This is a genomic window from Candidatus Spongiihabitans sp. (assembly GCF_965237845.1).
Classification (GTDB): Bacteria; Pseudomonadota; Gammaproteobacteria; order Arenicellales; family Poriferihabitantaceae; genus Spongiihabitans.
Genome location: NZ_OZ250154.1, coordinates 95,542 through 120,862, shown reverse-complemented (window position 1 = coordinate 120,862; position 25,321 = coordinate 95,542). Strand labels below are relative to the sequence as shown.

Below are 25,321 nucleotides of genomic sequence, written 5' to 3'. Positions count from 1 at the left end.
CGTCAATGGTCATACATCTAAATCAAACAGAGCAAATTAAAATGAAAAACATTACACAAAGCATAACCATAACCATGCTGGTAGCATTGCTTGCCGGTTGCGCGAGCGGCGCGGCTTACCAGCAGAAAGGCTGGGCGAATTCCACCGAGCATGCAGACTGGGATATAGACTCGGCTATATGCCTGCAACGCTCGGAGCAACTAACCGAGGAAGACCAGCAACGCATCGTGGAAATTAAGCAAAACGCTGCGTTGGTTGGCGATGCGCTCAGTAGCGCAGGAGATACGCTTTCAGTAATCGATGATGATTACGGCTACCTCGGCGCGTTTGGCGGGTTGTTTTCTGGCAGTAAATCCGCCACCGCCGAAGAGCAAATGCAACAAGAGAAATTCACCAAGTGCATGAATGAGAAAAACTGGGAGAAGGGTTAAGCGGATTGGTTCTCTTGCCCAATCCTCATCCAATTTCCGGGCGTTTTCCAGCCTAGCCAACAGCCGTTTTTACAGCAGCAATTATCTTCATTTGGTCGTCGGGTTGCAGATAGGGGTGTATCGGCAGGCTCAGTACTTCGTCTGCCAGCCTATCCGTCACCGGCATCATTTGACCGCCGCCAAGCGCATTCTTAAATGCCGGTTGGCGGTGCAACGGGGAAGGATAATACACGGCTGATGGAATGCCGTTTTTATTGAAATGCCGCCTGATGTTGTCGCGCTTGGCCGAGCGAATGGTATAAACCGACCACGAGCTTTTATATCCTGGCGGTATGGTCGGCGTAATCACGACATCATTCAGTTCGCGGCGATAGATATCCGCGATTACCTGGCGTTTATCGAGTTCTTGATTGAATATTTTCAATTTACAACTCAGGATAGCGGCTTGCAACGTATCGAGACGTCCGGTAATACCGATGCGAGTATTTTCATATTGCCCGTTTTTCCCATGACCCTTGCCGTGAAATCGAATGGACTCCACTATGTCCGCTAGTTCCTGATTATCGGTAAATACAGCGCCGCCGTCGCCGTAACATCCCAGCGGCTTGGACGGGAAAAAACTGGTGGTGGCAATATTTCCAAACACGCCTGCTTTTTTATTTTTATATTCAGCGCCAAAACTCTGCGCCGCATCACTCACAACAAAAAGTCCATGCTGGTCGGCAATGGCCTGAATGATATCGTGGTCGGCTGGAAGCCCAAACAAATCCACCGCAATGATGCCCTTAAGATTCAGTTTGCGGTCGCCCTTGACGGTTTGGATGGTTTCTTCCAGTCGCGCAACATCCATATTAAATGTGGCTTCATCAACGTCCACAAATACCGTAGTCGCGCCAAGTAATTGAATAACTTCGGCGGTCGCAACAAAGGTAAAGGATGGCGCGATAATCCCATCACCCGGACCAACGCCATATGCCATCAACGCCATCAACAGCGCATCGGTGCCGCTGGCCGCGCTGATGACATGTTTTACCCCGCAATACGCTTTTAATTCTTGTTCAAACACGCCAACTTCGGGGCCCAAAATAAATTGCTTATGCACCAATACCCGATCTATGGCTTCCCTGATTTCCTTTTCCACAAGGTTAAATTGCGCGTCTAAATCAACAAATTTCATTATGCTTTTGCCCAAAGTTACACCTGCAATCGAAAGGCACGTAGTTCAGGCTCTATATTCATGGAAACGCCCTGTGCCACTACGCTATTACATTCATCGGCGGTAAATTCATCAGCGGTTTCCGAATACATCAGTGATGCGACGCCGGCAACAGGCAATCCAAGTTGAACCCCAGATACCTCATGAATTTCGCCGATGGTTTCTCCACTGGTTTCCTTGGCGAATAACCCGGATACTTTCGTGCGCCATCGATCTTGATGCAAACCAGTAAACAAATTTACCCGGTTCATAGCATACCTAATCCCGACGCCAAGCACCTTGCCGTAAGCCTCTTTTCTGGTCCAACACGCCAACATGGCTTCGTTCTGTTGTTCTTTTTGAAGCGTGCGCCAGTGGGCTTGTTCAAGGTCGGTTAATATTCGCTTTGCCAGCTGGCCAGCGGCGACAGTCCGCGGAAAAACTTCAAGATCAATACCCAACGCTCTATTCAATGAAAATGCATACAACGCAAATCGGCTGGACAAGGTGTAATTAAATTCCAGTTTCCCGGGCTTGACCGCATTCAATAGTTTCGGCTTGCCCCTGTTTCCATAACCAAATTCAAGTTCAGCATTCACAATTCCGGTATAACCTGATAACAAAATTCGCAGTCCTGCCCGGCCGCCAAGGTAGCGTTGCCGGCGGACATCATTAATTATTCTTTTCGCACACGTAATTTCAGGTTCAGCAAGCAGTTGTCTATATTGGGCGCGCGCCGCGGAATCAAGTTCAGAATCAAGCAATTTTTGAACATCGATCCACCACAAGTGAATTTGATTATCACTAATAGATTGATTTGGCGCGTCAACTCGCGCGTCACCATGAGCGCCAATTTGACTGGTGACGCGCCACTCAAGTTTGCGCTCAGCCACCGCCTTATGGCGGCCTACCATATGTCAAATACCGGTCCGAAATTATTGATTTGCGCCAATGCCGTTTCTTCGACTGCCGCATCGTAGCCTTTTTGTTTTTTCTCAATAATCCGGTGTTGCAAGCCCTGTTTATCGAACAAATAGGTGGTGTCGGACATTTGCAGTTCCACCACAAAACCTTCCCCGGGAATATTATAAATTCCGCCTAGCTCGACTTTTGCGCTGATATCTATTTCAGTCACCCTTGTTATCGGCGCTCATCGTAAAAATAATGTGTATGCCGGATTATTCGTTTCTTCGCGGTAGGCGTAACCCAGTTGCCGCAGGAAATTATTAAATTCCCTGCGACTTTGGCTGGGCACTTGAATACCGCATAGCACCCGCCCAAAATCCGAACCGTGGTTGCGGTAATGAAATAACGTGATATTCCAGGTTGTTCCGATTTGATCCAAAAACTTTCCCAGCGCCCCGGGGCGTTCCGGAAACTCGAAACTAAATATACGCTCATTGGTAATTTCAGGCACCCGCCCGCCAACCATATAGCGCGCATGTATTTTCGCCAATTCATTTTCGGTTAAATCAAGGCTGGCAATGCCTTTTGCCGCCAGCTTTTTTATCAATTCATCAATTTCGTCACGGTGCTTGATCTGCACCCCAACAAAAATATGCGCCTCCGCATCGCTGGCGTATCGATAGTTGAATTCGGAAATGTTGCGGCGTCCCAGAGTTCGATAAAATCGCCGGAAACTGCCGCGGTTCTCCGGGATGGTCACGGCGAGAATCGCCTCGCGTTTCTCCCCGACCTCGGCGCGCTCGGAAACATGCCGCAACCGATCAAAATTCATATTAGCGCCCGAAGCAATGGCCACCAAATTCCTGTTTTTACGCCGCCGTCCTTTGACCTGGTTTTTGCCCTGGTTTTTGATTGGGCCTTTCCCCTCATTGTCCTTCAACCACCGCTTGATGCCCGCGATACCCAGCGCACCGGCCGGCTCTACAATGGTGCGAGTGTCTTCACAAATATCTTTGATCGCCGCGCAAATTTCATCCGTGCTAACTCTGACAACGTCATCAACGAAATCACGGCAAATTTTGAAATTCTCTTTGCCTATTTGTTTAACCGCAACCCCATCAGCAAAAATACCCACCCTGTTTAGCTTGATTCGTTTGCCCGCTTTCAACGACTGATACAGCGCATCCGATTCAAACGGCTCAACCCCGATGACTTTAACCTCCGGTCGCAATTGCTTAATGTAAACGGCAATACCGGATATCAAGCCGCCGCCGCCGACTGGAACAAATACCGCATCCAACGGCCCAGAACTTTGCTTGATGATTTCAAGACCGACGGTTCCCTGACCGGCAATTATCAAGGGGTCGTCAAATGCGCTAATAAATTTTCGTTTCTGTTTTCTGCAAACGGTTTGCGCGTACTCAAAAGCCTCATCATAGCTGTCCCCTATTAGTTTAAGTTTCGCGCCCCAGCGACGAACTGCTTCGATCTTGATTGAAGGCGTCGTAACAGGCATCACGATCAGGGCTTCGCAACCTAGCTGCCTTGCGCTCATGGCAACGCCCTGAGCATGATTCCCGGCCGATGCCGCAACCACGCCGCGCTTCAATTCGCCCGCAGTCAAACTGACCATTTTATTATACGCACCGCGAATCTTGTAGCAAAAAATTGGCGGGGTATCTTCGCGCTTCAGCCAGATATTGCTTCCCAGGCGATCAGACAATAGCCCCGCCAACTCCAGAGGAGTCTCTTTCACCGCCTCATAAACTCTGGAATTGAGAATCGCTTTAAGATAGTTGACCGGATAATTCTGCGGCATATTTCATAAAATGATTGCTGTCGTTGTTATGTTTGCAAGCGTGTAGAAACCGATGGTTAGGAAACCGAGGAATTATAAACCAACGACCGAAGAAATCCTCCTAAGAAATCATTTTAAGAAACCGCCTTATTTCAATAATCCAACACAGGCGCTCATAAACAGGCGCACTGTTACTTCATTAACGGCCGCTTGCTCAGCTTTACGCAATTAAATGGGTCTTAGGCTCAATACCTTGTTCCCGGTAATAACGGAATCGGTTTCGACCCGCTTGTTTTTCTGCGGGATCATCGGTTATTAAATCAACAATGCGGTTGAACGGCGTATGCGGGTTGGGTGGATCGGCAGTCAGGCTAATTAACAAATGCGCTGGTTCGCCAGCCGGGGCGATGCTGCCAAGTTGCACGGGGAAATTTTCCCAGTTTTCAGGGTCCTCGTTTACCACAGCATGGGGCACAAAACTGCCTTGGGAAAAAGTCCAGAGCATCGTATCCAGATGCTGGCACTGTTCGCTATTTTCAGTTTGCACGAAAACTTTCAAGCCCTGCTTAAACGCTTTCTGGACTATTCGGCAGGCATACTTGAACTTGCCGGTCTGGTCGACATTTCCCAGCAAATAAAAATCAACTTGCTGGCTCAAGATGCTTGGCCGGCTGTCGTCAATCCGATTCTTTCAGACACGATTCATAATAAATTCAACCAACAACGCAACCGGGCGTCCGGTCGCGCCTTTTGGTCCGCTGGATTTCCATGCGGTTCCCGCGACATCCAGATGAGCCCATTTATAATTTTCGGTGAACTGTTTAAGAAAACACGCTGCGGTCACTGCCCCGGCGCCGCGTCCGCCGATATTGGCAAGGTCCGCAAAGTTGCTTTTTAGCTGCTTGGTGTAGTCATCCCACAGCGGCAGTTGCCAGACACGATCTCCAGACGCTTCACCCGCCGCCAGCAGTTGCTTGGCTAATTTGTCGTCATTGCTGAACAGCCCGCTCGCATGGTGGCCGAGTGCGATTATGCAGGCGCTGGTCAATGTTGCAATATCGACTACCGCGGCCGGCTTGAATCGTTCAGCGTAAGTCAGCGCATCGCATAGAATAAGCCTGCCTTCGGCATCGGTGTTCAGTATTTCTATGGTTTTCCCGGCCATGCTGGTTACGATATCCCCTGGTTTATTGGCCGCCCCGTCCGGCAGGTTTTCGCTGCTCGGCACGATGCCGACCAGATTAATTTCGAGCTGCATTTCCGCAACGGCACGCATCGCACCGAACACGCTGGCGCCGCCACACATGTCGTATTTCATTTCATCCATAGCTGTAGCGGGCTTGATCGAAATCCCGCCGGCATCGAAAGTAAGCCCTTTCCCCACCAACACAACCGGATTTTCACCGCGCTTTGCGCCCTTGTATTGCATGACAATCAGCTTGGCCGGTTCACGGCTACCGCGCGATACCGATAGCAATGAATCCATTTTCTTGTGCTTCATCTCGGCTTCATTGAGTATCGTGGTTTTGATGTCATGGGTTTTTTGCAATTCCTTTGCTTGCCTGGCCAGGTAGCTGGGAGTGCAAATATTACCGGGCAAATTGGAAATGGTCTTCGCGTAACTAACGCCGTTAGCGATGGCCTGGCCTTGTTTTATGCCCAATCTGGTATTCGCCAGTTGATTCCTCGCCGTCATCAAGGATACTCTTTTCAAGAATCTGGGCTTTTTTCTTCCGCTTTTTGTTTGGTCATAACGATACAGGGATTGTTCAATTGCTTCCACAATATTGCGTGCCTGACGAGTGATCTTCAATGACGCGCTAAATGCGTCAAGCAAGGTAAAATCCGCCGCTCGAATATTACACTCGTTCAGACACTTTGCAGCGCAACTCACGGCACGGCGAAATGAAGCATCGGACAGGTCGCGTTTTTTCCCCAAACCCAATAACAGTATTCTTTTGGCTTTGATGCCAGCAGGGTTATAAAGCATCAATGTCGAACCAACGTCACCGCGCAAATCCCCGTGAGCGAGCAAACCGCTTATTTGTTTATTGGTCGCCGTATCTAGAATTTTGCCGGTTTCTGTTAGTATTGGCTTTGCCCCCTGGAATACACCGACCACCAGACAAGGTGAAGTTTGTTTGACCAAATTAATTGCCAAATGAAGTGATTTTGCTGAGAAATCCATGTTAATTCTCTCTGTTGAGGTATACGTTAAATTAGTTGTCTAATCATGCGAGTAGCCGGGCCGAATAGCCGGGCGACGAAATACGCGGGCAATTCTATTCCCCTGTTATATTAGAACAAATCAATCGCGCTTGGCTATTTTAATATGCCTTATTTTAATCGCCTTGTTTTTAATGTGAACCCGATAGCCCGCTTTCTTTAGTTAGCCTTTATTTTAACAATGACCGTTCCCGAAACCTACCACTGACCTTGATGATAATCCATCGCGCCTTTGTCCGTGAAGTGTTGCAAACCTGTGCGGCTGTGACGGCGATTCTTTTTTCCATTTTCCTGGTCACCCGGCTGGTCGGATTTTTAAGCCAGGCCGCGCAAGGGGACATCCCCATCAATAGCGTGTTCTTGTTATTGACATTAAAAATGCTGGGCTATCTGGATATTATTGTCCCATTGGTGATTTATATCTCAATTCTGCTGGTCATGGGGCGATGGATTCGCGACAACGAACTCACCGTTATCAGTGCGTGTGGTATTGGGATGAAACAATTCATCAGACCGATAATGATATTGTTTGTCATCGTTGGCACTATGGTTGCTGCGTTTTCTCTATACATTTCTCCTTTGGCCGCGGAAGTTTTCCGATCAATTCAACATGAGTATCGAAACCGTTCTGATGGCGCCGGTATTATCCCCGGGGTGTTCACTGAAACCCGAGGGGCAACCGGGGTTTATTTTGTCGAAACTTATGACCGCGCAACAGACACCTTTCAGGAGATTTTTGTGTACAGCCTCGGTGACCAGGAAGATAGTGTGGTGCTGGCGGCCAGTGGTTATAAAACCGTGGATCGCGGCACTAATGACAACAGCAGCAACGACGACTTCCTGGTATTGAAAAATGGATCCAAATACCGCGGCCGCGCGGGCTCCCCGCAATATGCTGTGGTTAATTTTGAAACCTATGCGGTGCGGCTGAAACAACGAGCGGCCGGGGCGCCTGCCCTTCCGGCAAAAGCCAAACCCACACTAAAATTGCTCGGCGACCGCAATAAAACCGCAATCGGCGAGCTTCATTGGCGAATATCAAAAATTATAATGCTGCCAATACTAATGCTCTTCGCGTTGTCTTTTTCATCTATCGCTTATCGAAAAAATCGGTTTCCAGGAATGCTGGCTGCGTTGCTGGTTTACTTTGCTTATTCCAATGTGCTGGGGCTGGTCGTGGCTTTGATTCGCAGGGGCCTGGTCAACCCACATTTTTCTTTGTGGATTGTCCATCTTGCGTTCCTTTGCCTGGCCGTTTATTTTTTTCGGCGGCGTTGTGATAATTTGAGATTGATTCCGGGACTGCCGTGGTGACGCGAATTCTCGACCGCTATCTTGGGCGGATAATTCTGCAGTATACGTTGATCACCATGCTGGTGTTAATTGGGCTGTTTACGTTTGTGAATTTCATCGACCAACTTGGCAGCCTTGGTCAGGGCAATTACAATCTAACGGAGGCAATATCCTATGTAACGCTGATTATTCCGCGCACAATTTACGAGCTGTTTCCAATGGCCGCCTTGCTCGGAACCATTATCGGGCTGTCCCTGCTGGCCAACGATTCGGAGCTTATTGTGATGCGCTCAAGCGGCATATCCATGGTTCAAATTACGGCCGCGGCATTGAAAATGGGTGGGGTATTTGTCATCGCCGCCATTTTGATTGGGGAATTAATCTCGCCCTATACCGAAACCAAGGCTCAGCGCGGCCGCGCCGAAGCATTGCAGCAAGGCATCAAGCAACAAACCAACTTAGGATTGTGGATGCGCGATGCCCAAACTTTCGTCAATATTAAAGAGGTATTGCCTGACTTAACATTACTGGGAATAAAAGTTTTCGATATTGATGACAACCACCAATTACGCTCTCTGCTGGCTGCGGATTATGGCGCTTTCAAGGGCGACCATTGGGTGCTTGGAAACGTAAAACAAACCCGGGTGGATGCTGAAAAGGGGGCTGAAATTATCAATACAGACACGGCGAAATGGACTTCCCAAGTCACCCCCCAAATTCTGTCGGTGTTTCTGATCAAGCCCGATCAACTATCCTTCATGCAGCTCAGCCGCTATATCAATCACTTAAACGAAAATCAACAACAAACCGATCCATATGAACTCGCATTCTGGAATAAAATCATGTTGCCCGTATCCACCGCGGTCATGGTGATGCTGGCGATTCCATTCGTATTTGCCAACCTGCGCTCGGGCACGCTGGGGCGGAGCTTATTCATCGGCATAATGCTTGGAATAGGATTTTATGTCGCCAATAAAGGCTTTGGCTATATCGTTTTGGTTTATGGCCTGCCGCCGTTGCTGGGCGCAACCGTCCCGGTAATGGCGTTTTTACTGCTGGCGCTGGTAATGATGCGCAAAGTTGAATAAAACCGCTCTGAATTGCGCGTTTCCGTAACACATCAAATGAGCACATAAAATGATAATATGAAAATAAATGAATAATATGAAAGTTTCTTTTCTTGGCCTCGGCGTGATGGGTTATCCCATGGCCGGGCATCTGGCCAGCCATGGCGCAAGCAATGGTTATGAGGTTTGCGTCTATAACCGCACCACGGCAAAAGCGAAAAAGTGGGTTGCCCAACACGTCGGCGCCCATGCCGGCGCCTCGGCGAGCACGCCGGCGGAGGCCGCCGAGGGAGCTGATTTTGTGTTTGCCTGTGTCGGCAATGATGATGATGTGCGTAGCGTTACCGTCGGCGCCGAAGGCGCTTTTCAAAGCATGAAACCTGATGCGGTGTTTATTGATCACACCACCGCATCGGCGAATGTCGCTCAGGAACTCTGCGATAAAGCCAAAAGCACTGGGTTTCATTTCCTCGATGCGCCGGTTTCCGGTGGCCAGGCAGGGGCTGAAAATGGTGTTTTGACGGTCATGGTCGGCGGCGATGCGGAAATTTTTGAAAGGAGCAAGCCATTGATCGACTGCTACGCCAAGTCGGTGAAATTAATGGGCGGCTCGGGGGCCGGGCAGCTGACTAAAATGGTCAACCAGATTTGTATCGCCGGACTGGTTCAGGGCTTGTCCGAAGGGGTGGCATTTGCCATAAATGCGGGCCTCGACCCCACCTTGGTGTTTGATGTGATATCCAAAGGCGCGGCCCAATCCTGGCAAATGGAAAACCGCGCGCAGAGCATGGTCGCCGATCATTTCAAGCACGGTTTCGCGGTGGACTGGATGCGAAAAGACCTCAAACTGTGCTTCGAAGAGGCCGCGCGCAACGGCTCCGAACTGCCCATCAGCGAAATCGTCGACGGCTACTACGCGCAAGTGCAGGCCGCCGGCGGCAGCCGCTACGACACCTCCAGCCTGCTGACGCGGTTGTATAGAAAAGATTTAGATGGAAATTCTGCAAAATAAGGTTTTCTTCCTGCTGGAGACTTTTCAGGGGCAACCTTACGTCCAGGCCGTCATTGTTTTTGTTCTCTGCATCGTTTTAGCCTATGCCCTCTCGGCGGTGATTAAGCGACTGTGCAGCAAAATCGCCAGTTTCGCCCGTTTTAACCTGGATAACGAAATCGCTTTGATAATCCACGCGCCGGTTGTTTATTCGGTTTTAATGGTTGGATTCATCATTGCACTGTCCATACTGGATCTCCCTGAAACTTTATATGCTGTAGCGGTTTCGATTTTGAAATCCGCAAATATTTTAATCTGGATGGTGTTTGCGATCCGTTTATCGAAGTTACTGTTGCGCGCCTCGGCCAAAAATCAAACTCGAATCAAAATAATTCACCCTCAGTCTTTGCCGCTGTTTGAGAATCTTGCGGTGCTTCTGGTCATCGGCTTTTCCATCTATTTCGCTTTTCAAACCTGGGGCATCAATATGACCGCCTGGCTGGCCTCAGCTGGCGTGCTGGGAATCGCGATTGGCTTTGCCTCCAAAGATACCTTGTCGAATTTTATTGCCGGCATATTTATTCTCTCGGATGCGCCCTACAAAATCGGCGACTATGTTGTGCTTGACACCGGGGAACGAGGAGCAATAACCGATATCGGCATTCGCAGCACCAGAATGCTGACCCGCGATGATGTGGAATTAACCATCCCCAATGCGATTATGGGAAACACCAAGATCATCAATGAATCCGGCGGTCCGTATCAAAAATTCCGTATCCGAATCCCGGTTGGCGTGGCATATGGGTCGGATATTGCACAAGCAAAAACGATCTTGCTCGACCTCGCCAAAGACAACCCCCTTGTTTGCCCATATCCGGAAGCCCGGGTTCGGCTACGTCAACTGGGTGCTTCCGGGCTGGATTTAGAACTGCTGTGTTGGGTTGAGCACCCCTCCCAACGCGGCCTGGCCACCGATGAATTATTGACCATTATATACAACGCCTTCAACCAGGCGGGCCTGGAAATTCCGTTTTCGAAGCAGGATTTATACATCAAGGAGATGCCGGTAAATCCTTGAGCCGATTGCTTTTGTGCGCATCCTATATTTCCGCCAAAACCTGACTGATTTTTTTTCTCCATCAGCTCAATCAGGCGGCGGTTGGCGGTGATGATTTCTTCTTCTTTTTCCACCTCAAAGACAAGTTGTTTTTGGGCTTCAATCGGTGGGAGCGGGACTTTTAGTTTAGAGTATTCAGCAATCCAATATCGTTTATGGCGACTCGCGTCAAATTTGATGTCTTGCATTGCATAGAAGGCAAATTTTATATGAAATTCCCGTTTATTTTTGATGCTTAAAATTTTCATTGCCGAAGATTTAACCTTAAAAGAAAAATCAACAAATTTTGTTGCAGTTGTGAAGTCGTCAAATATTATTACTGGCAGTTTTTCTGCCGGGAAAATCCCAACTTTTTCGTCCGTGTATCCCAAAATAAAAGTTTGTCCAGCCGTCAAAACGGGGGTTTGTGTTCATCGCTGTAGTCAACGGATTTCACGATATATTTTGTCGGCTGTTCATAATTTAATATACTCCCCGACTCCACCCACTCTATATTTTCTAATTTCCTAATCTCCTGGCCAAAATACTCTCTCTTTCTCTCTCTAGGTTTTTAATGATTTCCTTGGCGTGGTTGATGGCGTTTTGCTTAATCTCAATCTGCTCCACGATTTCTTTTTGCACTTCAAGCGGCGGGAGCGGGATTTTAATTTTTTGAATGTCTTTTGGATAAACATGAGGTTGTCCACCGCCTTGTTGAAATTGATAAATTTCGTCTTGTCGTGATTTCAAAATCCGGTAAATAAATTGAACATCTACTACTTCTCCATTATTTTTTGGTTCAATGGTAGAACAATCGGAAGCATAAATCGGTTGATTGAAGAAATTTACAAACCCAGCATATGCACCAGAACCACTCACTGTAATAACCGGAGATTTTCGATTTGCTTTGTTGTGATAATAAGCTGGCTGTTGCCCCCCTGCAATAACTGGAATGTCACCTACCACTGCTTGCTTCTTTGTAATTGTTGTTCCCCTCTTAATCTCACATATATCCCCCAACTCCACCAACGGCCACTTCTGGTTTTTATAAACTTCGACTTCTCTATACCGTACTCCGGTCAAATTATAGTCACCGCTGTCGGCTATTTTTGCTTTCTTTATCCACAACGCAATATCACCCGCTCGCTTTTTCCCCCGCTTCCACGCCGCAATCACTTTCCGCGCTTCGGGCAGATCATTTTTCTCGATCTCCCGCCGTTGCGCGCCGAGATCGAAGCCGTCGTTTTCTACTTTCAAAAACAAAATCTCGGCGCGCTTTTTGGCGAATTCATTATCAAAAAACAAGACGCTCGTTTTCACCCCCGAATACGGATTGAATACGCCGGGCGGCAGGGAGACAACCGCAAACAACCCGTCTTCGACCAACATTTTCCGCAGTTGCTTATAGGCATTTGACGCCTGAAAAATAATTCCCTCGGGAACAATGATGCCGGCGCGGCCATTAAGGCTGAGATGTTCCAAAATGTAATCCACAAAAAGCACTTCGGAACGGCTGGCCTGAACGGAGAAACGCTTGTGCGGCCGGATGCCGCCTTTGGGTGTCATAAAGGGCGGGTTGGCGATTATCACATCGAACTGCTCGCCCCAGCGTTTCTCGCTGGTGAGCGTGTCGTATTCGTGAATTTGCGGGCCGGGGAAGCCGTGCAGATACATGTTGACCAGCGATAACTTCACCATATCGGGAGAAATGTCGTAGCCCACGACATTGCTCATCAATTTGGTTTTCTCGTCGGGCGTAAGCGGGGTTGCCGTGTTGTTGTTAAGAATATGCTTGTAGGCGGAGATCAGGAAACCGGCGGTGCCGCAAGCCGGGTCAAGGACGGTCTCGTGTTTGGCGGGATCCACCACGGCGACGATGAAATCAATGATATGGCGCGGGGTGCGGAACTGCCCGGCATCGCCCTGGCTACCGAGCACCGAGAGCAAATACTCAAAGGCGTTGCCGAGATTTTCGCTGTGGTCGTAGATGAAACCGTTGATTTCTTTCAAGAACAGCGAAAGGGTTTCGGGGTCGTTATACGGCAAAAACGCGCCCTTGAATATGTCCCGGAAAAGTTGGGGGAGATGCGGGTTTTTGGACATGTTCGCAATGGCTTGCCTATAGAGATCAAGCCGCCCAGCCCCGGAAAGCCGCCGGTCCAGGAGTTTGCTCCAACTGTATTTCTCAAAGCCTTTGGCGAAAAACCTGGCTTTGCCGCCAAGTTCCTGGGATTCCTTGTCCATGTCGTCCATAAACTTATAAATCAACGCGGTGGTAATCTGCTCCACCTGCGCTTTTGGATCCGGGACTTTGCCGACCAGGATATTCCGGGCGGCATCAATGCTGCGCTTGGTTTCGGTGTCTAACATAGGTTGATCATCGGTTATTTTTCTTGTCGTTCCAGATAAAGCCGATGGGCCGCTTTTTTGTGCTGTCCGGCGGTATCATAAGTTCACGGATGGCTTCAAACACCATCTTGAATTGTGCGTCATATTTCTGCTCCAGATCGTTGAGTTGCTGCGCCAGTTTTTTATTGGACGCCAGCATCTGTCGCAGGCGCACAAAGGCGCGCATAATTTCAACATTGACTTGCACCGCGCGCTTGCTTCGCAACACGCTTGACAGCATAGCGACACCCTGTTCGGTGAAGGCATATGGGGGATAGCGCCGCCCTCCCCGTTTTGAGGTCACAATTTGTGACCTCAAAACCGCCGGGGCTTGGTTTGAGATCACAGTTTGTGACCGCAAACGATCAAATTCCTCCTTGCTGAGTTGAAACATAAAATCAGCGGGGAAGCGCTCGATATTGCGTTTCACCGCCTGCACCAGAACCTTGGTTTCCACTCCATAAAGGGCCGCAAGATCAGCATCAAGCATGACTTTTTCTCCGCGAACAAGGAGGATGTGACGCTCAATCTGGATCGTTGGCGCGGTTTTTTCGGGCCCGGCTGTCATGTCGCTTTTTTCAGAATCACATATACTGATTCAAGGGAACATAGTCTTTCACATATTCCGGCACGGTCTTCCGCCAATAGCCAAGCGCCTTGAATTCCCCCATGGAAAACCCGGGATACACGTTGAGTTCGGCAAAACTCCCGCAGTTGATGATTTCACGAAAGCGCTCATCCGTAACATATGCTTTCAAGTAGTTGCGAATATGCGGGACATACTGGCTCTCCGGTTTATGGATGGAGATAAACTTATCAACTTCTTCTTCCAGTTTTTCGTTTTTTGACTTGAATGCGTCGATCAAGCCAAAGGTGCGCTCCAGAAACTCACGCCAGGTCAAGCGACGGTCGAGATTTTCGCTTTTACGGATTTTATACAGGGTTAGATAGAGTTCAGGCTGGTTTTCGTATCGTTCGCGCAGGATTTTTATCGCCTTTTCCCACTGCTCTTGAGCAACGGCTTGCTTTACTTCTTTGTCTTGCTGGATTTTTTCTTTGGCTCTTTCAAACAATTTTCGGTCAACTTTCATTCCCTCGACGCCGACTAACGTTTGGGTTAACAGCCTGATTTTGTCGGGGTCGAAAATTTCAATTTGATCAACGTACGCCACTTTGTCGTCATCGCCGCCACCGCCCGCACCTTTCGGCTTGACCGGCATAACAAGCACTTCGTCATAATTGAACTTCTCCTCAAAGTATTCAAAATTGGCGAAAAAGTCGAAGAACTTGTATTTATCCTTGTCCGCTTTTTTCGCTACGCCGTTTTCATCCTTATACGCAAAGGTGAATTTGCGTGTGCCTCTCCCTTTAATTTGCACAAAGTCAGTCGGCGAAAAGACCGGTCGGAGCAAGGCAAGATTCATAATATCCTCGCAGTCGTAGCCGGTGGTCATCATGCCCACGGTAACGCATATTCGTGTTTTGCTTGTTTTGTAGCCGGGCAGAAATTTTGTGCGTCCGTTAAGATTATTGTTGGCGAAATTGATCGCCATTTGCTGGGCATCCTGGACATTCGAAGTAATCTGCACGGCAAAATCAGAATTGTATTTGTCCGGCCAGCGTTGATACGCCATTTGATTCAAGGTTTGCGTGATTTTGGCGGCGTGCTTTTGGCTGATGCAAAACACAATCGTTTTCCCGATTTCACCGCTGATCGGGTCGGGCAAAGCATTCTCGATAATCGTTTGACAAAATATTTGGTTGGTCGCCTCTGAAAAGAATTTTTTCTCAAAGTCCAAATGGAAATAGTTTTTTTCGATTTCCTCGCCTTCCTCATTCTCCACCATTACGGCGTATCCCTTTTCCGAAAGCAACTCGGTGGTAATGTCAGTTCTCGCATCAACCGCGACCGGATTAATTAGATAGCCACCTTTCACGCCATCCAGCAAAGTATATCTAAACGTCGGCTCGCCGCTCGGGCAACCGAAAGTCGTGTAGGTGTCCAATAATTGCCGCCGCTCCCATGCCCGTGGATCTTCGGCGGCCAGGTTTTGCGAATCAACGTTTTTGAGATAATCTTTCGGCGTTGCGGTCAGCCCGAGTTTGTAGCCGACAAAATACTCAAACACGGCGCGGCTGTTGCCGCTGATTGAGCGATGCGCCTCGTCGGAAATCACCAGTTCAAAATCCGTTGGCGAGAACAGTTTTTTGTATTTGTCCTGGGAAGTGAAACTTTGCACCGTTGAGATAACAATCTCCGCCTTTTTCCAATCATCGCGATTATGTTTGTAGATCACGGCATGGCAATCTTTTTTCAGATAGTGGGAGAAATTCTTATGCGCCTGCTCTTCCAGTTCCAGGCGATCCACCAGAAACAACACTCTTTTCGCATTGCCGGAGCGCAGGAATAGTTTGATCGCCGCACCGGCCACAAGGGTTTTTCCGGTACCGGTCGCCATTTCAAGCAAAAAGCGGTCGTTGCCGTTGTCCGCGCTTTTCTGCAACGCTTGAATGGCTTTAAGTTGGTATGGGCGCAGAATCCGCAAGCCTTCATCGTGGATATATTTTCCTCTTGTCGCTTCATTTTGATAGCGCGGGTCGTCCTTATAATCCGGCTTTTGCGTCAGCGCGATATAATCGACTGCAACTTTCTCCTCCGCCAAGCGTTTGTTGTTTGGCGTAAAATCCAAGCGGTTTGACAGCGACTCCTGGGTTGGAATTTCGGTGATGACTTCCGGGTTGCCGCGCTCCAAATCCCAAAAGTAATGCAGATTGCCGTTCGACAGCAGAACAAAGCGGGCATTTTGTGATTGAGCATAGCGGCGCGCTTGCTCTTTGCCGTCCAGCGGGTTTTTTTCTTCTTTTTTGGCCTCCAGGACGACATAAGGGAACCCTTTTTCATCCAGCAGCAGAAAATCAATGTAACCCTTCTCGGTGCTTTCAAAATCCTCGCCAAAAGCATCAATGTCTTTTTGGGCGATTTTTACATTCGCCTCAAGTTGGATGTTGGCCGGCCCTTTTGCATCATCAAAAAACCGCCAGCCCGCTCTTTCAAGCAGATTATTGATTTTTATTCTGGCCTGCGCTTCTTTGGAATTGGCCATGGCGGTTATTATTGGACTTCGCCATCCCTGAGTTGCCGCCAGCGTCAAAGTCCATGCGCCAGCAGGCGCCGCACAAACGGGGGCAGCTTAGCTCTTCAGTTTTCTCAGTTTTTCAATCGCCCGCAACTGCGCCACGGCGTTGGCCAGTTCGGCTTTGGCCCGGGCGTATTCCATCGCCGAGGTTTGGTCGCGCATGGCTTCTTCGGCGCGTTTTTGGGCTTCTTCGGCGGCGGCTTGGTCGAGGTCGACGGCGCGGATGGCGGTGTCGGAGAGGATGGTGACCACGTGCGGCTGCACTTCAAGGATGCCGCCAGAGATGAAGAAGAATTGCTCTTCGCCGTTTTCTTGCTGAACCCTTACATCGCCTGATTTGAGGCGGGTGATCAGGGGCGTGTGTTTGGGGGCGATGCCGAGTTCGCCCACTTCGCCCGGGGCAAATACCATGGTGCCCTCGCCGGACCAGATTTCCTGTTCGGCGCTGACGATTTCGACTTGAATGGTGGACATGGTTTGCCTTGGGCCGGGTGGCTAGCTCAGTTCTTTGGCGCGCTCAATGGCTTCTTCGATGCCGCCGACCATGTAGAAAGCCTGTTCCGGCAGGTGGTCATAGTCGCCGTTGGCGATGCCCTGAAACGCCGCGATGGTGTCCTTGAGGGGGACGTATTTGCCCGGCGTGCCAGTGAAAGTTTCGGCCACGGTGAAGGGCTGGGACAGGAAGCGCTGCATGCGCCGAGCGCGTCCGACCGCAAGTTTGTCGTCTTCGGAAAGTTCGTCCATGCCGAGAATGGCGATGATGTCCTGCAGTTCCTTGTAACGCTGCAGGATGCTCTGCACCGCCCGCGCGGCGGCGTAATGCTCGTTGCCGACGATCAGCGGGTCCAGCTGGCGCGAGGTCGAATCAAGCGGGTCAACCGCAGGATAGATGCCGAGTTCGGCGATCTGCCGCGACAACACCAGGGTCGCGTCAAGGTGGGCGAAAGTGGTCGCCGGCGACGGGTCGGTGAGGTCGTCCGCCGGCACATACACCGCCTGAAAGGAAGTGATGGAGCCGGTCTTGGTGGAGGTGATGCGTTCCTGCAGCGCGCCCATCTCGTCGGCCAGGGTCGGCTGATAGCCGACCGCCGACGGCATGCGCCCGAGCAGCGCCGACACTTCGGTGCCGGCCAGCGTGTAGCGGTAGATGTTGTCGATGAACATCAGCACGTCGCGGCCCTCGTCACGGAAGTATTCGGCCATAGTCAAGCCGGTGAGGGCGACGCGCAGGCGGTTTCCCGGCGGCTCGTTCATCTGGCCGTACACCATCGCCACTTTATCCAGCACGCCGGCTTCGGTCATTTCGTGGTAGAAATCGTTGCCTTCGCGGGTGCGCTCGCCGACGCCGGCGAACACCGACAAGCCGCTGTGCGCGGTGGCGATGTTGTTGATGAGTTCAAGCAGGGCCACGGTCTTGCCCACGCCGGCGCCGCCGAACAGCCCGATCTTGCCGCCTTTGGCGATGGGCATGATGAGGTCGATGACTTTGATGCCGGTCTCCAGCAATTCGAGGCTGGCGGCTTGTTCTTCATAGGTCGGCGCCGGGCGGTGAATCGGCATTCGCTTCTCCGCCTTAACTGCGCCAGCCTCGTCCACGGGCTCGCCCAATACATCCATAATACGGCCCAACGTGCCTTCGCCGACCGGCACCGAAATCGGCGCGCCGGTATTGTCGACTTCAAGGCCGCGCTTCAAGCCGTCGGATGAGCCCATGGCGATGCAGCGCACCACGCCGTCGCCCATCTGCTGCTGCACTTCCAGGGTCAAGCCGCGCTCTGATACTTTTAGCGCATCATATACTTTGGGGATGCTCTCGCGGGGAAACTGAACGTCCACCACCGCGCCGATAATTTCTACGATGTTGCCTTGCATTTTATTTACCAGTGTAAAAAAGTTATTTGAATTTTACGGCGGTGCCGTATATGTGAATCGTGTCGTAATAGTGCGCGGTTGGACCCACAAACTGCATGCCAACAACTGCATCCGCACCAAGTTCACTTGCCCTGTTTGCCACTTCGTCTAACGCCCCGCTTACACCCTGAGCTACATGAGTACGGTCCAACACCTGATTCGATTGCGCGCTCACGATGCCGAAATATTCCTTTATGGTCTTGCCTTCAATCGAAGACGTGGTTGTCAATATAATTTCGGTCATCGTATCTACCGCTTGCTATTTTAAAATGGCCTTCAATATTTCTCTCGCTAAAATATCTTGGCTAATTGATTTGCCGTTCTTAATGAGTAAATCAATCAAACTACTTGCAACAGTTCCCATAATCTCAACAGGAATTTCCGGCCCTTGCCTCAAGTGACCATTACCCTCCCGAACTTGAATGCGCACAGCAGGCACCTTCCAGCCGGAATTTTTCACATATGTAAGCCGTATATGCTTGTTGTAACACTCAACTGCGGTATAAGGTTGGTTGCTAGAATCTGTTTGCATGTTCATAGTTTTCTCCAAATAAAAATTCTGTGAAAATTTAGCTAAACCGCCGCCGCGCCGCTAACTATTTCCGACAACTCCTGCGTTATCGCCGCTTGTCGGGCCTTGTTGTACACCAGCTGTAAATCATCAATCAAATTGCCCGCATTATCGGTCGCCGCTTTCATTGCTACCATTCTGGCCGCTTGCTCACAGGCGGAATTTTCGGCCACCGCCTGATAAACCAGCGACTCGATATAACGCGCCATCAACACATCAATCACTGGTTTGGAATCCGGCTCGTAGATATAGTCCCAATAATGATCCAACTGTTTTTCATCGCTGGGCAAAATGGGGATGAGTTGCTCAACATTCGGGTTCTGGGTCATGGTGTTGACAAATTCGTTACTGACCACAAACAAGCGATCAATGCCGCCTTCGAGATAATCATCAATCATTACCTTGACCGCGCCGACCAGCTCTTCCAACTGCGGCGCATCGCCCAAACCGACCGCCTCGCTGACCACTTCCGCATTGAAGCGTTTGAAAAACGCGCTGGCTTTCTTGCCGATGACCACAACCTTGACCTTGACGCCCTGGTCATGCCATTGCGACATGGCGTTGACCGCCTTGCGAAATACATTGATGTTGAGCCCGCCGCATAGCCCGCGGTCGCTGGAGACGATAATGTAGCCGACGGCTTTGGCTGTGCGCTCAATGGTGTAGGGATGCTTGTATTCCGCATGGGCGTGGGCCAGGTGGGCGACCACGGTGCGCATTTTGCGCGCATAGGGCTGCGCCGCGCGCATACGTTCCTGAGCGCGGCGCATTTTGCTGGCCGCAACCATTTCCATGGCCTTGGTGATTTTTCGGGTGCTGCCGATACTCTTGATCTGCGTGCGGATTTCTTTGGCGCCGGGCATGGTTGGTTACGGTTGGTTACGGTTGGGTGATTAGGAGCAAACCCTGATTTTTGGTTATTGCCGGTTAGCGTTGATACGTCTCTTTATCATGCCAACAATCACTTTCGCTGTATCGTGGTTATACGTTTTGCACTCTCTCTCTTTTTCATTGGCAAGCCATCGGGCATTATATATTGTGGATGTGCGAAACCAATAGGAATTATAGCATCCGGAAAGGGTGTCAATATATTCTCTTGCAGAGCCTTTTGTTTTTCTCGTACGGCATGCACAAATAATGACGTGGCAATTTTTATCTTGGAAAGATTTAATTGCGTTTCTTACATTACCTGGCACGTCACCATCACTCACAATTCCGATACGAATACCCCCTACTTTAATAATGCATGTGAAGTCTGGAGCATCTGGTTTGTATTCTGTTTTAGTAGCATCTGGCAGTTTCATTAGCAAATCACGTGTTTTCGTAATCGTAGTGGTCTTGCCAGTGTTCCATGTGCCATACAGCACAAAAAGCGTTTTATCAACAGTCATTTTCATACTCCGTGGGTTTGATTAATAAGGGGGCAGTATTTTGGTCATCCAAAAACTAAAAATCCTCTAGCCCCCATATTTGAACAACGAAACTGCCACCGTCATCAGTTGGGGCAACCTCATAAGTGATGGGAAACTTGATTGTGTTTTCTTTCTCATTCTCTGTATTAACCACACCTAGCGAGGGTAACGATTGCGACAATCACCAAATTTTTTACGGCAAACTTCATGGTTGACTTCCTTTGGTTATGTGTTCGGCGTAGTTCATGAGACGGCTCTGGCGGCGAGTCCCTACCAACTCCCATTCTTCTTAAAATCCTCCAACGCCACGCGGAGTTTGTCGGCGACTTCGTCGTTGTATTCAGGGTTGCCGTTAATTTCATCTATCATCTCGCCGTGGCTGGATTTAATGTATGCCTGCATGGCGGCTTCAAAGGCGACCACCGTGCCGACTTCGACATCGTCCAGATAACCTTCGTTGGCGGCGAACAATGACAACGCCATCTCGGCCACCGACATGGGCTGGTATTGGGGTTGCTTCATCACTTCCATCACGCGCTCGCCACGTTCCAACTGCTTGCGGGTGGCTTCGTCCAGGTCCGAGGCGAATTGGGAGAAGGCGGCGAGTTCGCGGTACTGGGCAAGCGCGAGGCGGATGCCGCCGCCGAGTTTCTTGATGATCGGGGTCTGCGCGGCCCCGCCGACGCGGGACACCGAGAGGCCGGCGTTGATGGCCGGGCGAATGCCGGCGTTGAACAGGTCGGTCTCGAGGAAAATTTGGCCGTCGGTGATGGAAATTACGTTGGTGGGCACGAACGCGGACACGTCGCCGGCCTGGGTTTCGATAATCGGCAGTGCGGTCAGCGAACCGGTCTTGCCCTTGACTTTTCCGTCGGTGAGTTTTGCCACCGCGTCTTCGTTGATGCGCGCGGCGCGCTCAAGCAGGCGCGAGTGAAGATAGAACACATCGCCAGGATAGGCTTCGCGGCCCGGCGGACGGCGCAGCAGCAGTGAAATCTGGCGGTAGGCCCAGGCTTGTTTAGTCAGGTCGTCGTAAATAATCAGCGCGTCCTCGCCCTTGTCGCGAAAGTATTCGCCCATGGTGCAACCGGAATACGGGGCGATGAACTGCTCCGAGGCCGAGTTGGAGGCGGCCGCGGCCACCACGATAGTGTGCGCCATGGCATCGTGCTCTTCCAGTTTGCGCACCACCGCGGCGATGCTGGACGCTTTCTGCCCGATGGCGACATAGATGCACTTGATGCCGGTGCCCTTCTGGTTGATGATGGCATCCACCGCCACCGCGGTTTTGCCGGTCTGGCGGTCGCCGATGATGAGTTCGCGCTGGCCGCGGCCGATGGGCACCATGGCATCGATGGATTTCAGCCCGATCTGCACCGGCTGGTCCACCGACTTGCGCGCGATCACCCCGGGTGCGACCTTTTCGATGGGCGCGGCGCCAGCATAGTCGACCGGGCCCTTGCCGTCCACCGGCTGGCCGAGGGAATCCACCACGCGCCCGAGCAGACCTTCGCCGATGGGCACTTCAAGGATGCGACCGGTGCACTTGACCGTATCGCCTTCCGAGAGGTGCTTGTATTCGCCCAGCACCACCGCGCCCACCGAATCTTGTTCAAGGTTGAGGGCGAGGCCGAAGGTGGCATGCCCGTCAAGCGGGGGGAATTCGAGCATTTCGCCCTGCATGGCATCCGACAGCCCATGGATGCGGGCGATGCCGTCGGTCAGCATCACGATAGTGCCTTCGGTGCGCGCTTGCGCGTCTGCTTCGAAATTTTTGATTCGATCCTTGATCAGTGCGCTGATTTCAGACGGATTCAATTGAATGGACATTGAATTTTTACCTCGAGTTGTCTCCCGCAAGGGAATAAATATATTTTTGTGGTACGGACACCGAGCCTTCGTATCTTTGAAAAAATAGACTTGCTCAGGGTTATGCGTAGCTCTAATGGTTTCATGTTTGCGAAGTGCCTCTAATCGGGTATTTAAGGTCATGTATTCCGGGCTTAAGCACTCAGGGCACCTACAAGTTGTTCAAGTTGTGCCTTTACCGAGCCATCAACCACCCAGTCCCCGGCACGAATCACCGCGCCGCCGATAAGTTCTTCATCAACTTCAAATTCAAGGTTGACGCTTCGGCCCAGCCTGGACTGGAGCGCCTCGGCAAACTGTTTTTGCTGGCTCTCATTGATTGGCGCGGCGGTAATCATGTTCGCTGCCACGACTTTTTCCGCTTCGGCTTTGAGCACAACGTAGGCTTGCGCGATATCGCCCATTGCATTGACTCGCCCATTTCGGACCAGCAGCTTCACCAAATTCTTCCCGCCATCGTTTAATTTATCGCTGCAAACATCGACTATCAATTCCGCTAACTGCGCCGAAGAAATACGCGGGTCACGTGCTAAATTGATTAAGGTTTTATCGCTCGCCACGACTGCCAGCAACTGCAATCGCTCAGCCCATCCAGCCAGATCCTTTTGTTCCTGAGCCAATTCAAATAAGGCTTGGGCATATGGTCTGGCAATATTACTTTGGGCGGGCATGGTTTTGGAGGTTATTGATTAGCGTTTGTTTGGCGTTTACTTATTTAGTCTTTACTTGGGCTAAAGTTTTCCCGCCAAGTCATCAAGCAATTCGGCGTGGGCTTTGCCGTCCACTTCGCGCTTCAGGATTTGTCGCGCCCCGGCCACCGCCAGTTCGCCGACTTGTCGGCGCAACGTTTCTTTGGCCTTATTGAGTTCGGTGTCAATTTCCGCCTGAGCGGCGGCGGCGATGCGTTCGCCTTCCTGTTTGGCGTTGTCTCTGGCTTCATCAACCAGTTCTGCGCCGCGTTTTTCGGCTTTGCCAACAATTTTGTTTGCCTGATTTTTGGCTTCGGCAATGACCCTCTGTGCCTGGTCATGCCCTTGTTGCTCCGCCATCTGCCCTTTTTCCGCGGCCGCGAGGCCGTCGGCGATTTGGGTCTTGCGCTGGTGCAGCGCGCCGATGATCGGCGTCCAAACGAATTTCTTGCTGAACCAGACAAAGCCAATAAAAAACAGCACCTGGAAAGCCAGTGTGAGATTCAGATTCATCTCGAATCGCCTCTATTTGTCGTTAAAGTTAGTCTTGGGTTCATTGACCTTGAGGCAACCTTAGGCCACTGCAAACAAGACGTACATGGCAATACCGACCGCGATCATGGGAACGGCGTCGACCAACCCCATGACAATGAAGAATTGAGTGCGCAGCATTGGAATCAACTCAGGTTGGCGGGCCGCGCCCTCAAGGAAGCGACCACCGAGGATGCCGATGCCGACAGCAGCGCCCAATGCGCCAAGGCCCATCATAATCCCGCCTGCGATATATAAAAGTGCTTGTTCCATCTTAATCTCCGATAAGTAGAAGTTGGCTTAAAAAATCAATAAAATCAATAAAATAAAAATGCGTCCCGATGTTAGTGATGCTGGTGCGCCATATCCATATAGACAATCGTCAATACCATGAAAATAAACGCTTGCAGGGTAATAATCAAGATATGAAAAACCGCCCAGATAAACTGTAGTACGCCGCCGAACAAGGTCAGGGTAACGCCTGCGCCAAACATCAATGAGATGAGAATAAAAATCATCTCTCCCGCGTACATGTTACCAAACAATCGCAGTGAGTGGGAAATTGGTTTTGCGATCATGCTGACGAATTCAAGGAAAAAGTTTACCGGTATGAACAGTATTTTCAGTGCCAAATTTTTTGCTTCGAACGGTTGCATGGTCAATTCCGCGGCAAAGCCGCCGAGGCCCTTTACCTTGATGCTGTAGTAGATCATCAACGCAAAAACACTCAGCGCCAGGCCAAATGTAATGTTTGGATCGGTGCTGGGCACCACTTTCTGAAAGTGAATGCCAACAAGGTCCAGGGCTCTTGGCAACACCTCCACCGGAACCAGGTCCATCAGATTCATCAGGAAAACCCAGCAAAACAACGTCAGCGCCATGGGGGCGACTAAATCGTTCTTGCTGCTAAATGAATCGCGCACGTTGCCGTCTATGAATTCAACAATCCATTCGACGAAGTTTTGCATCATCCCCGGCTGCCCGGAAGTCACCGATTTCGCGACCTTGCGAAAAATCCACAGGAACAGGACGCCCAGCGTGAACGACCAGAACAAACTGTCCACATGCACTGCCATGAAGCCCATTTCCGCCGCTTCTTCACCGGACTGCGCCATCCCCCAATGGCCATCAAGGTGCCGCCCAAAGGTCAGGTTGGTTAAGTGGTGACGAATAAACTCAGTGGAGGTAATCGCTTCTGACGATGCCATTTAATTTCAATAAATATAAATATAAATATATCGTTCTAAATGCCCAGAAAACATATTCTGGACTTAATCGTTAATGTTCGTTCATTACCAATCGGCTGGCCGCTGCCATCTGCACCACAAAATAACCGATCACAACAAATATGGGCTCAAGGCCAAGCACAATCAGACCCAACGCAATGCCACCACCGACAATAACCAATTTATTCAATAGTCCTGAATATATGGGCGCCATCGCCGAATGGCACAAGTCACTCGTTGCCTGGCTGGACCTGTTAACACTTCTAGCACTGAGTATTGTACCCGAAATCGCCAGCATAGAACCATAAATCGAGGCTTTGAGTTTAGCGGTTAACGCCGCAAAGTTTCCCGGCTTGCTTTCACTAACAATCTCAGTTGCCGAAAACAGAAAAACCAGCGCATAAAAAGCGAATATTCCAAGTAATAATAACACTAAGACAATACATTGCAACCTCAAAACACGTTTGACGCTTTGCTCCAGCATCACCTCGTTACCAATTTTTTCGGCGCCCCGGTTTTCGCTACCACTGTTCATGGAGCCATTTTACATCCATTTACATGGTGCCATGATTCATTTCCCGGGC

Annotated in this window: 26 protein-coding genes; 5 read left to right on the top strand and 21 right to left on the bottom strand. The window is 50.3% G+C overall.

All coding sequences use genetic code 11. From position 1 onward, the window contains the following. Positions 1-41: 41 nt before the first annotated feature. A complete protein-coding gene (locus ACPXXB_RS00590; RefSeq protein ID WP_423908277.1) occupies positions 42-431 on the top strand; it encodes a hypothetical protein in 390 nt (129 codons plus the stop codon). Positions 432-483: 52 nt separating this feature from the next. Here the strand turns inward: ACPXXB_RS00590 and ACPXXB_RS00585 are convergent, their stop codons facing one another. From ACPXXB_RS00585 to ACPXXB_RS00560, 6 genes are all read right to left on the bottom strand, one after another. Beyond that, positions 484-1,608 (bottom strand): DegT/DnrJ/EryC1/StrS family aminotransferase, encoded by a 1,125-nt coding sequence (locus ACPXXB_RS00585; protein WP_423908276.1) that lies wholly within the window; start codon positions 1,606-1,608, stop codon positions 484-486. A 17-nt stretch (positions 1,609-1,625) separates the two neighbouring features. Further along, positions 1,626-2,540: a 4'-phosphopantetheinyl transferase family protein gene (locus ACPXXB_RS00580; protein WP_423908274.1), complete on the bottom strand. Its 915-nt coding sequence runs from the start codon at positions 2,538-2,540 to the stop codon at positions 1,626-1,628. After that, positions 2,534-2,761, bottom strand: coding sequence for a hypothetical protein (locus tag ACPXXB_RS00575; RefSeq protein ID WP_423908273.1), 228 nt, complete (start codon positions 2,759-2,761; stop codon positions 2,534-2,536). Before ACPXXB_RS00575 ends, ACPXXB_RS00580 begins: the two co-directional genes overlap by 7 nt. A 15-nt stretch (positions 2,762-2,776) precedes the next feature. After that, positions 2,777-4,351, bottom strand: coding sequence for a threonine ammonia-lyase, biosynthetic (gene ilvA, locus ACPXXB_RS00570; protein WP_423908271.1), 1,575 nt, complete (start codon positions 4,349-4,351; stop codon positions 2,777-2,779). Positions 4,352-4,550: 199 nt separating this feature from the next. Further along, positions 4,551-4,988 (bottom strand): DNA polymerase III subunit chi, encoded by a 438-nt coding sequence (locus tag ACPXXB_RS00565; RefSeq protein ID WP_423908269.1) that lies wholly within the window; start codon positions 4,986-4,988, stop codon positions 4,551-4,553. Between the two features lie 33 nt (positions 4,989-5,021). Next, entirely contained in the window at positions 5,022-6,518 is a 1,497-nt protein-coding gene (locus ACPXXB_RS00560) for a leucyl aminopeptidase (RefSeq protein ID WP_423908267.1), read from the bottom strand. Positions 6,519-6,769: 251 nt separating this feature from the next. Between ACPXXB_RS00560 and lptF the strand changes: the two genes are divergently transcribed. The 4 genes from lptF (at position 6,770) to ACPXXB_RS00540 (ending at position 10,985) form a co-directional block, all read left to right on the top strand. Continuing rightward, complete coding sequence (gene lptF / locus ACPXXB_RS00555) at positions 6,770-7,870, top strand: LPS export ABC transporter permease LptF (protein WP_423910841.1); 1,101 nt, start codon at positions 6,770-6,772, stop codon at positions 7,868-7,870. Continuing rightward, complete coding sequence (gene lptG, locus ACPXXB_RS00550) at positions 7,867-8,937, top strand: LPS export ABC transporter permease LptG (protein ID WP_423908265.1); 1,071 nt, start codon at positions 7,867-7,869, stop codon at positions 8,935-8,937. The genes lptF and lptG overlap by 4 nt, the downstream gene beginning before the upstream one ends. Before the next feature lie 67 nt (positions 8,938-9,004). Next, positions 9,005-9,928, top strand: a complete 924-nt coding sequence (locus ACPXXB_RS00545) for an NAD(P)-dependent oxidoreductase (RefSeq protein ID WP_423908263.1) — start codon at positions 9,005-9,007, stop codon at positions 9,926-9,928. Next, complete coding sequence (locus ACPXXB_RS00540; RefSeq protein ID WP_423908262.1) at positions 9,909-10,985, top strand: mechanosensitive ion channel family protein; 1,077 nt, start codon at positions 9,909-9,911, stop codon at positions 10,983-10,985. The genes ACPXXB_RS00545 and ACPXXB_RS00540 overlap by 20 nt, the downstream gene beginning before the upstream one ends. A gap of 537 nt (positions 10,986-11,522) precedes the next feature. Here the strand turns inward: ACPXXB_RS00540 and ACPXXB_RS00535 are convergent. From ACPXXB_RS00535 to ACPXXB_RS00465, 15 genes are all read right to left on the bottom strand, one after another. Next, the gene (locus ACPXXB_RS00535) at positions 11,523-13,373 is read right to left on the bottom strand and encodes an N-6 DNA methylase (protein ID WP_423908260.1); all 1,851 of its coding nucleotides are present in this window, start codon (positions 13,371-13,373) and stop codon (positions 11,523-11,525) included. Between the two features lie 7 nt (positions 13,374-13,380). Then, positions 13,381-13,959 (bottom strand): ORF6N domain-containing protein, encoded by a 579-nt coding sequence (locus ACPXXB_RS00530; RefSeq protein WP_423908259.1) that lies wholly within the window; start codon positions 13,957-13,959, stop codon positions 13,381-13,383. Positions 13,960-13,975: 16 nt separating this feature from the next. Then, the gene (locus tag ACPXXB_RS00525; RefSeq protein ID WP_423908257.1) at positions 13,976-16,495 is read right to left on the bottom strand and encodes a DEAD/DEAH box helicase family protein; all 2,520 of its coding nucleotides are present in this window, start codon (positions 16,493-16,495) and stop codon (positions 13,976-13,978) included. An 87-nt stretch (positions 16,496-16,582) separates the two neighbouring features. Then, complete coding sequence (locus ACPXXB_RS00520) at positions 16,583-17,002, bottom strand: F0F1 ATP synthase subunit epsilon (protein WP_423908255.1); 420 nt, start codon at positions 17,000-17,002, stop codon at positions 16,583-16,585. A gap of 21 nt (positions 17,003-17,023) precedes the next feature. Then, on the bottom strand, positions 17,024-18,400 hold the full coding sequence (gene atpD / locus ACPXXB_RS00515) for a F0F1 ATP synthase subunit beta (RefSeq protein ID WP_423908253.1): 1,377 nt from the start codon (positions 18,398-18,400) through the stop codon (positions 17,024-17,026). Between the two features lie 22 nt (positions 18,401-18,422). Continuing rightward, positions 18,423-18,683 (bottom strand): heavy metal-binding domain-containing protein, encoded by a 261-nt coding sequence (locus ACPXXB_RS00510; protein ID WP_423908251.1) that lies wholly within the window; start codon positions 18,681-18,683, stop codon positions 18,423-18,425. Between the two features lie 15 nt (positions 18,684-18,698). Further along, positions 18,699-18,977 carry a hypothetical protein gene (locus tag ACPXXB_RS00505; RefSeq protein WP_423908249.1) on the bottom strand — a complete coding sequence of 93 codons (279 nt, stop codon included), beginning with the start codon at positions 18,975-18,977 and terminating at the stop codon, positions 18,699-18,701. A gap of 35 nt (positions 18,978-19,012) precedes the next feature. After that, positions 19,013-19,873 (bottom strand): F0F1 ATP synthase subunit gamma, encoded by an 861-nt coding sequence (gene atpG / locus ACPXXB_RS00500; protein WP_423908248.1) that lies wholly within the window; start codon positions 19,871-19,873, stop codon positions 19,013-19,015. A gap of 54 nt (positions 19,874-19,927) precedes the next feature. Beyond that, a complete protein-coding gene (locus ACPXXB_RS00495; RefSeq protein ID WP_423908247.1) occupies positions 19,928-20,401 on the bottom strand; it encodes a hypothetical protein in 474 nt (157 codons plus the stop codon). A 291-nt stretch (positions 20,402-20,692) separates the two neighbouring features. Continuing rightward, on the bottom strand, positions 20,693-22,252 hold the full coding sequence (gene atpA, locus ACPXXB_RS00490) for a F0F1 ATP synthase subunit alpha (RefSeq protein ID WP_423908245.1): 1,560 nt from the start codon (positions 22,250-22,252) through the stop codon (positions 20,693-20,695). A 173-nt stretch (positions 22,253-22,425) separates the two neighbouring features. Beyond that, positions 22,426-22,962 (bottom strand): F0F1 ATP synthase subunit delta, encoded by a 537-nt coding sequence (locus tag ACPXXB_RS00485; RefSeq protein ID WP_423908244.1) that lies wholly within the window; start codon positions 22,960-22,962, stop codon positions 22,426-22,428. Between the two features lie 60 nt (positions 22,963-23,022). After that, a complete protein-coding gene (locus tag ACPXXB_RS00480) occupies positions 23,023-23,493 on the bottom strand; it encodes a F0F1 ATP synthase subunit B (RefSeq protein WP_423908242.1) in 471 nt (156 codons plus the stop codon). A 60-nt stretch (positions 23,494-23,553) separates the two neighbouring features. Next, entirely contained in the window at positions 23,554-23,790 is a 237-nt protein-coding gene (gene atpE / locus ACPXXB_RS00475) for a F0F1 ATP synthase subunit C (RefSeq protein ID WP_423910838.1), read from the bottom strand. 65 nt (positions 23,791-23,855) lie between these two features. Beyond that, positions 23,856-24,719: a F0F1 ATP synthase subunit A gene (atpB, locus tag ACPXXB_RS00470; protein WP_423908240.1), complete on the bottom strand. Its 864-nt coding sequence runs from the start codon at positions 24,717-24,719 to the stop codon at positions 23,856-23,858. Positions 24,720-24,789: 70 nt separating this feature from the next. Next, positions 24,790-25,272, bottom strand: a complete 483-nt coding sequence (locus ACPXXB_RS00465; protein WP_423908238.1) for a hypothetical protein — start codon at positions 25,270-25,272, stop codon at positions 24,790-24,792. Positions 25,273-25,321 lie beyond the last annotated feature (49 nt).

Coding starts and splice junctions, on each gene's coding strand:
- ACPXXB_RS00590 (WP_423908277.1), top strand. CDS start 42: ATGAAAAACATTACACAAAGCATAACCATAACCATGCTGGTAGCATTG.
- ACPXXB_RS00585 (WP_423908276.1), bottom strand. CDS start 1,608: ATGAAATTTGTTGATTTAGACGCGCAATTTAACCTTGTGGAAAAGGAA.
- ACPXXB_RS00580 (WP_423908274.1), bottom strand. CDS start 2,540: ATGGTAGGCCGCCATAAGGCGGTGGCTGAGCGCAAACTTGAGTGGCGC.
- ilvA (WP_423908271.1), bottom strand. CDS start 4,351: ATGCCGCAGAATTATCCGGTCAACTATCTTAAAGCGATTCTCAATTCC.
- ACPXXB_RS00560 (WP_423908267.1), bottom strand. CDS start 6,518: ATGGATTTCTCAGCAAAATCACTTCATTTGGCAATTAATTTGGTCAAA.
- lptF (WP_423910841.1), top strand. CDS start 6,770: ATGATAATCCATCGCGCCTTTGTCCGTGAAGTGTTGCAAACCTGTGCG.
- ACPXXB_RS00545 (WP_423908263.1), top strand. CDS start 9,005: ATGAATAATATGAAAGTTTCTTTTCTTGGCCTCGGCGTGATGGGTTAT.
- ACPXXB_RS00540 (WP_423908262.1), top strand. CDS start 9,909: ATGGAAATTCTGCAAAATAAGGTTTTCTTCCTGCTGGAGACTTTTCAG.
- ACPXXB_RS00535 (WP_423908260.1), bottom strand. CDS start 13,373: ATGTTAGACACCGAAACCAAGCGCAGCATTGATGCCGCCCGGAATATC.
- ACPXXB_RS00530 (WP_423908259.1), bottom strand. CDS start 13,959: ATGACAGCCGGGCCCGAAAAAACCGCGCCAACGATCCAGATTGAGCGT.
- ACPXXB_RS00525 (WP_423908257.1), bottom strand. CDS start 16,495: ATGGCCAATTCCAAAGAAGCGCAGGCCAGAATAAAAATCAATAATCTG.
- ACPXXB_RS00520 (WP_423908255.1), bottom strand. CDS start 17,002: ATGTCCACCATTCAAGTCGAAATCGTCAGCGCCGAACAGGAAATCTGG.
- atpD (WP_423908253.1), bottom strand. CDS start 18,400: ATGCAAGGCAACATCGTAGAAATTATCGGCGCGGTGGTGGACGTTCAG.
- ACPXXB_RS00510 (WP_423908251.1), bottom strand. CDS start 18,683: ATGACCGAAATTATATTGACAACCACGTCTTCGATTGAAGGCAAGACC.
- ACPXXB_RS00505 (WP_423908249.1), bottom strand. CDS start 18,977: ATGAACATGCAAACAGATTCTAGCAACCAACCTTATACCGCAGTTGAG.
- atpG (WP_423908248.1), bottom strand. CDS start 19,873: ATGCCCGGCGCCAAAGAAATCCGCACGCAGATCAAGAGTATCGGCAGC.
- ACPXXB_RS00495 (WP_423908247.1), bottom strand. CDS start 20,401: ATGACTGTTGATAAAACGCTTTTTGTGCTGTATGGCACATGGAACACT.
- atpA (WP_423908245.1), bottom strand. CDS start 22,252: ATGTCCATTCAATTGAATCCGTCTGAAATCAGCGCACTGATCAAGGAT.
- ACPXXB_RS00485 (WP_423908244.1), bottom strand. CDS start 22,962: ATGCCCGCCCAAAGTAATATTGCCAGACCATATGCCCAAGCCTTATTT.
- ACPXXB_RS00480 (WP_423908242.1), bottom strand. CDS start 23,493: ATGAATCTGAATCTCACACTGGCTTTCCAGGTGCTGTTTTTTATTGGC.
- atpB (WP_423908240.1), bottom strand. CDS start 24,719: ATGGCATCGTCAGAAGCGATTACCTCCACTGAGTTTATTCGTCACCAC.
- ACPXXB_RS00465 (WP_423908238.1), bottom strand. CDS start 25,272: ATGAACAGTGGTAGCGAAAACCGGGGCGCCGAAAAAATTGGTAACGAG.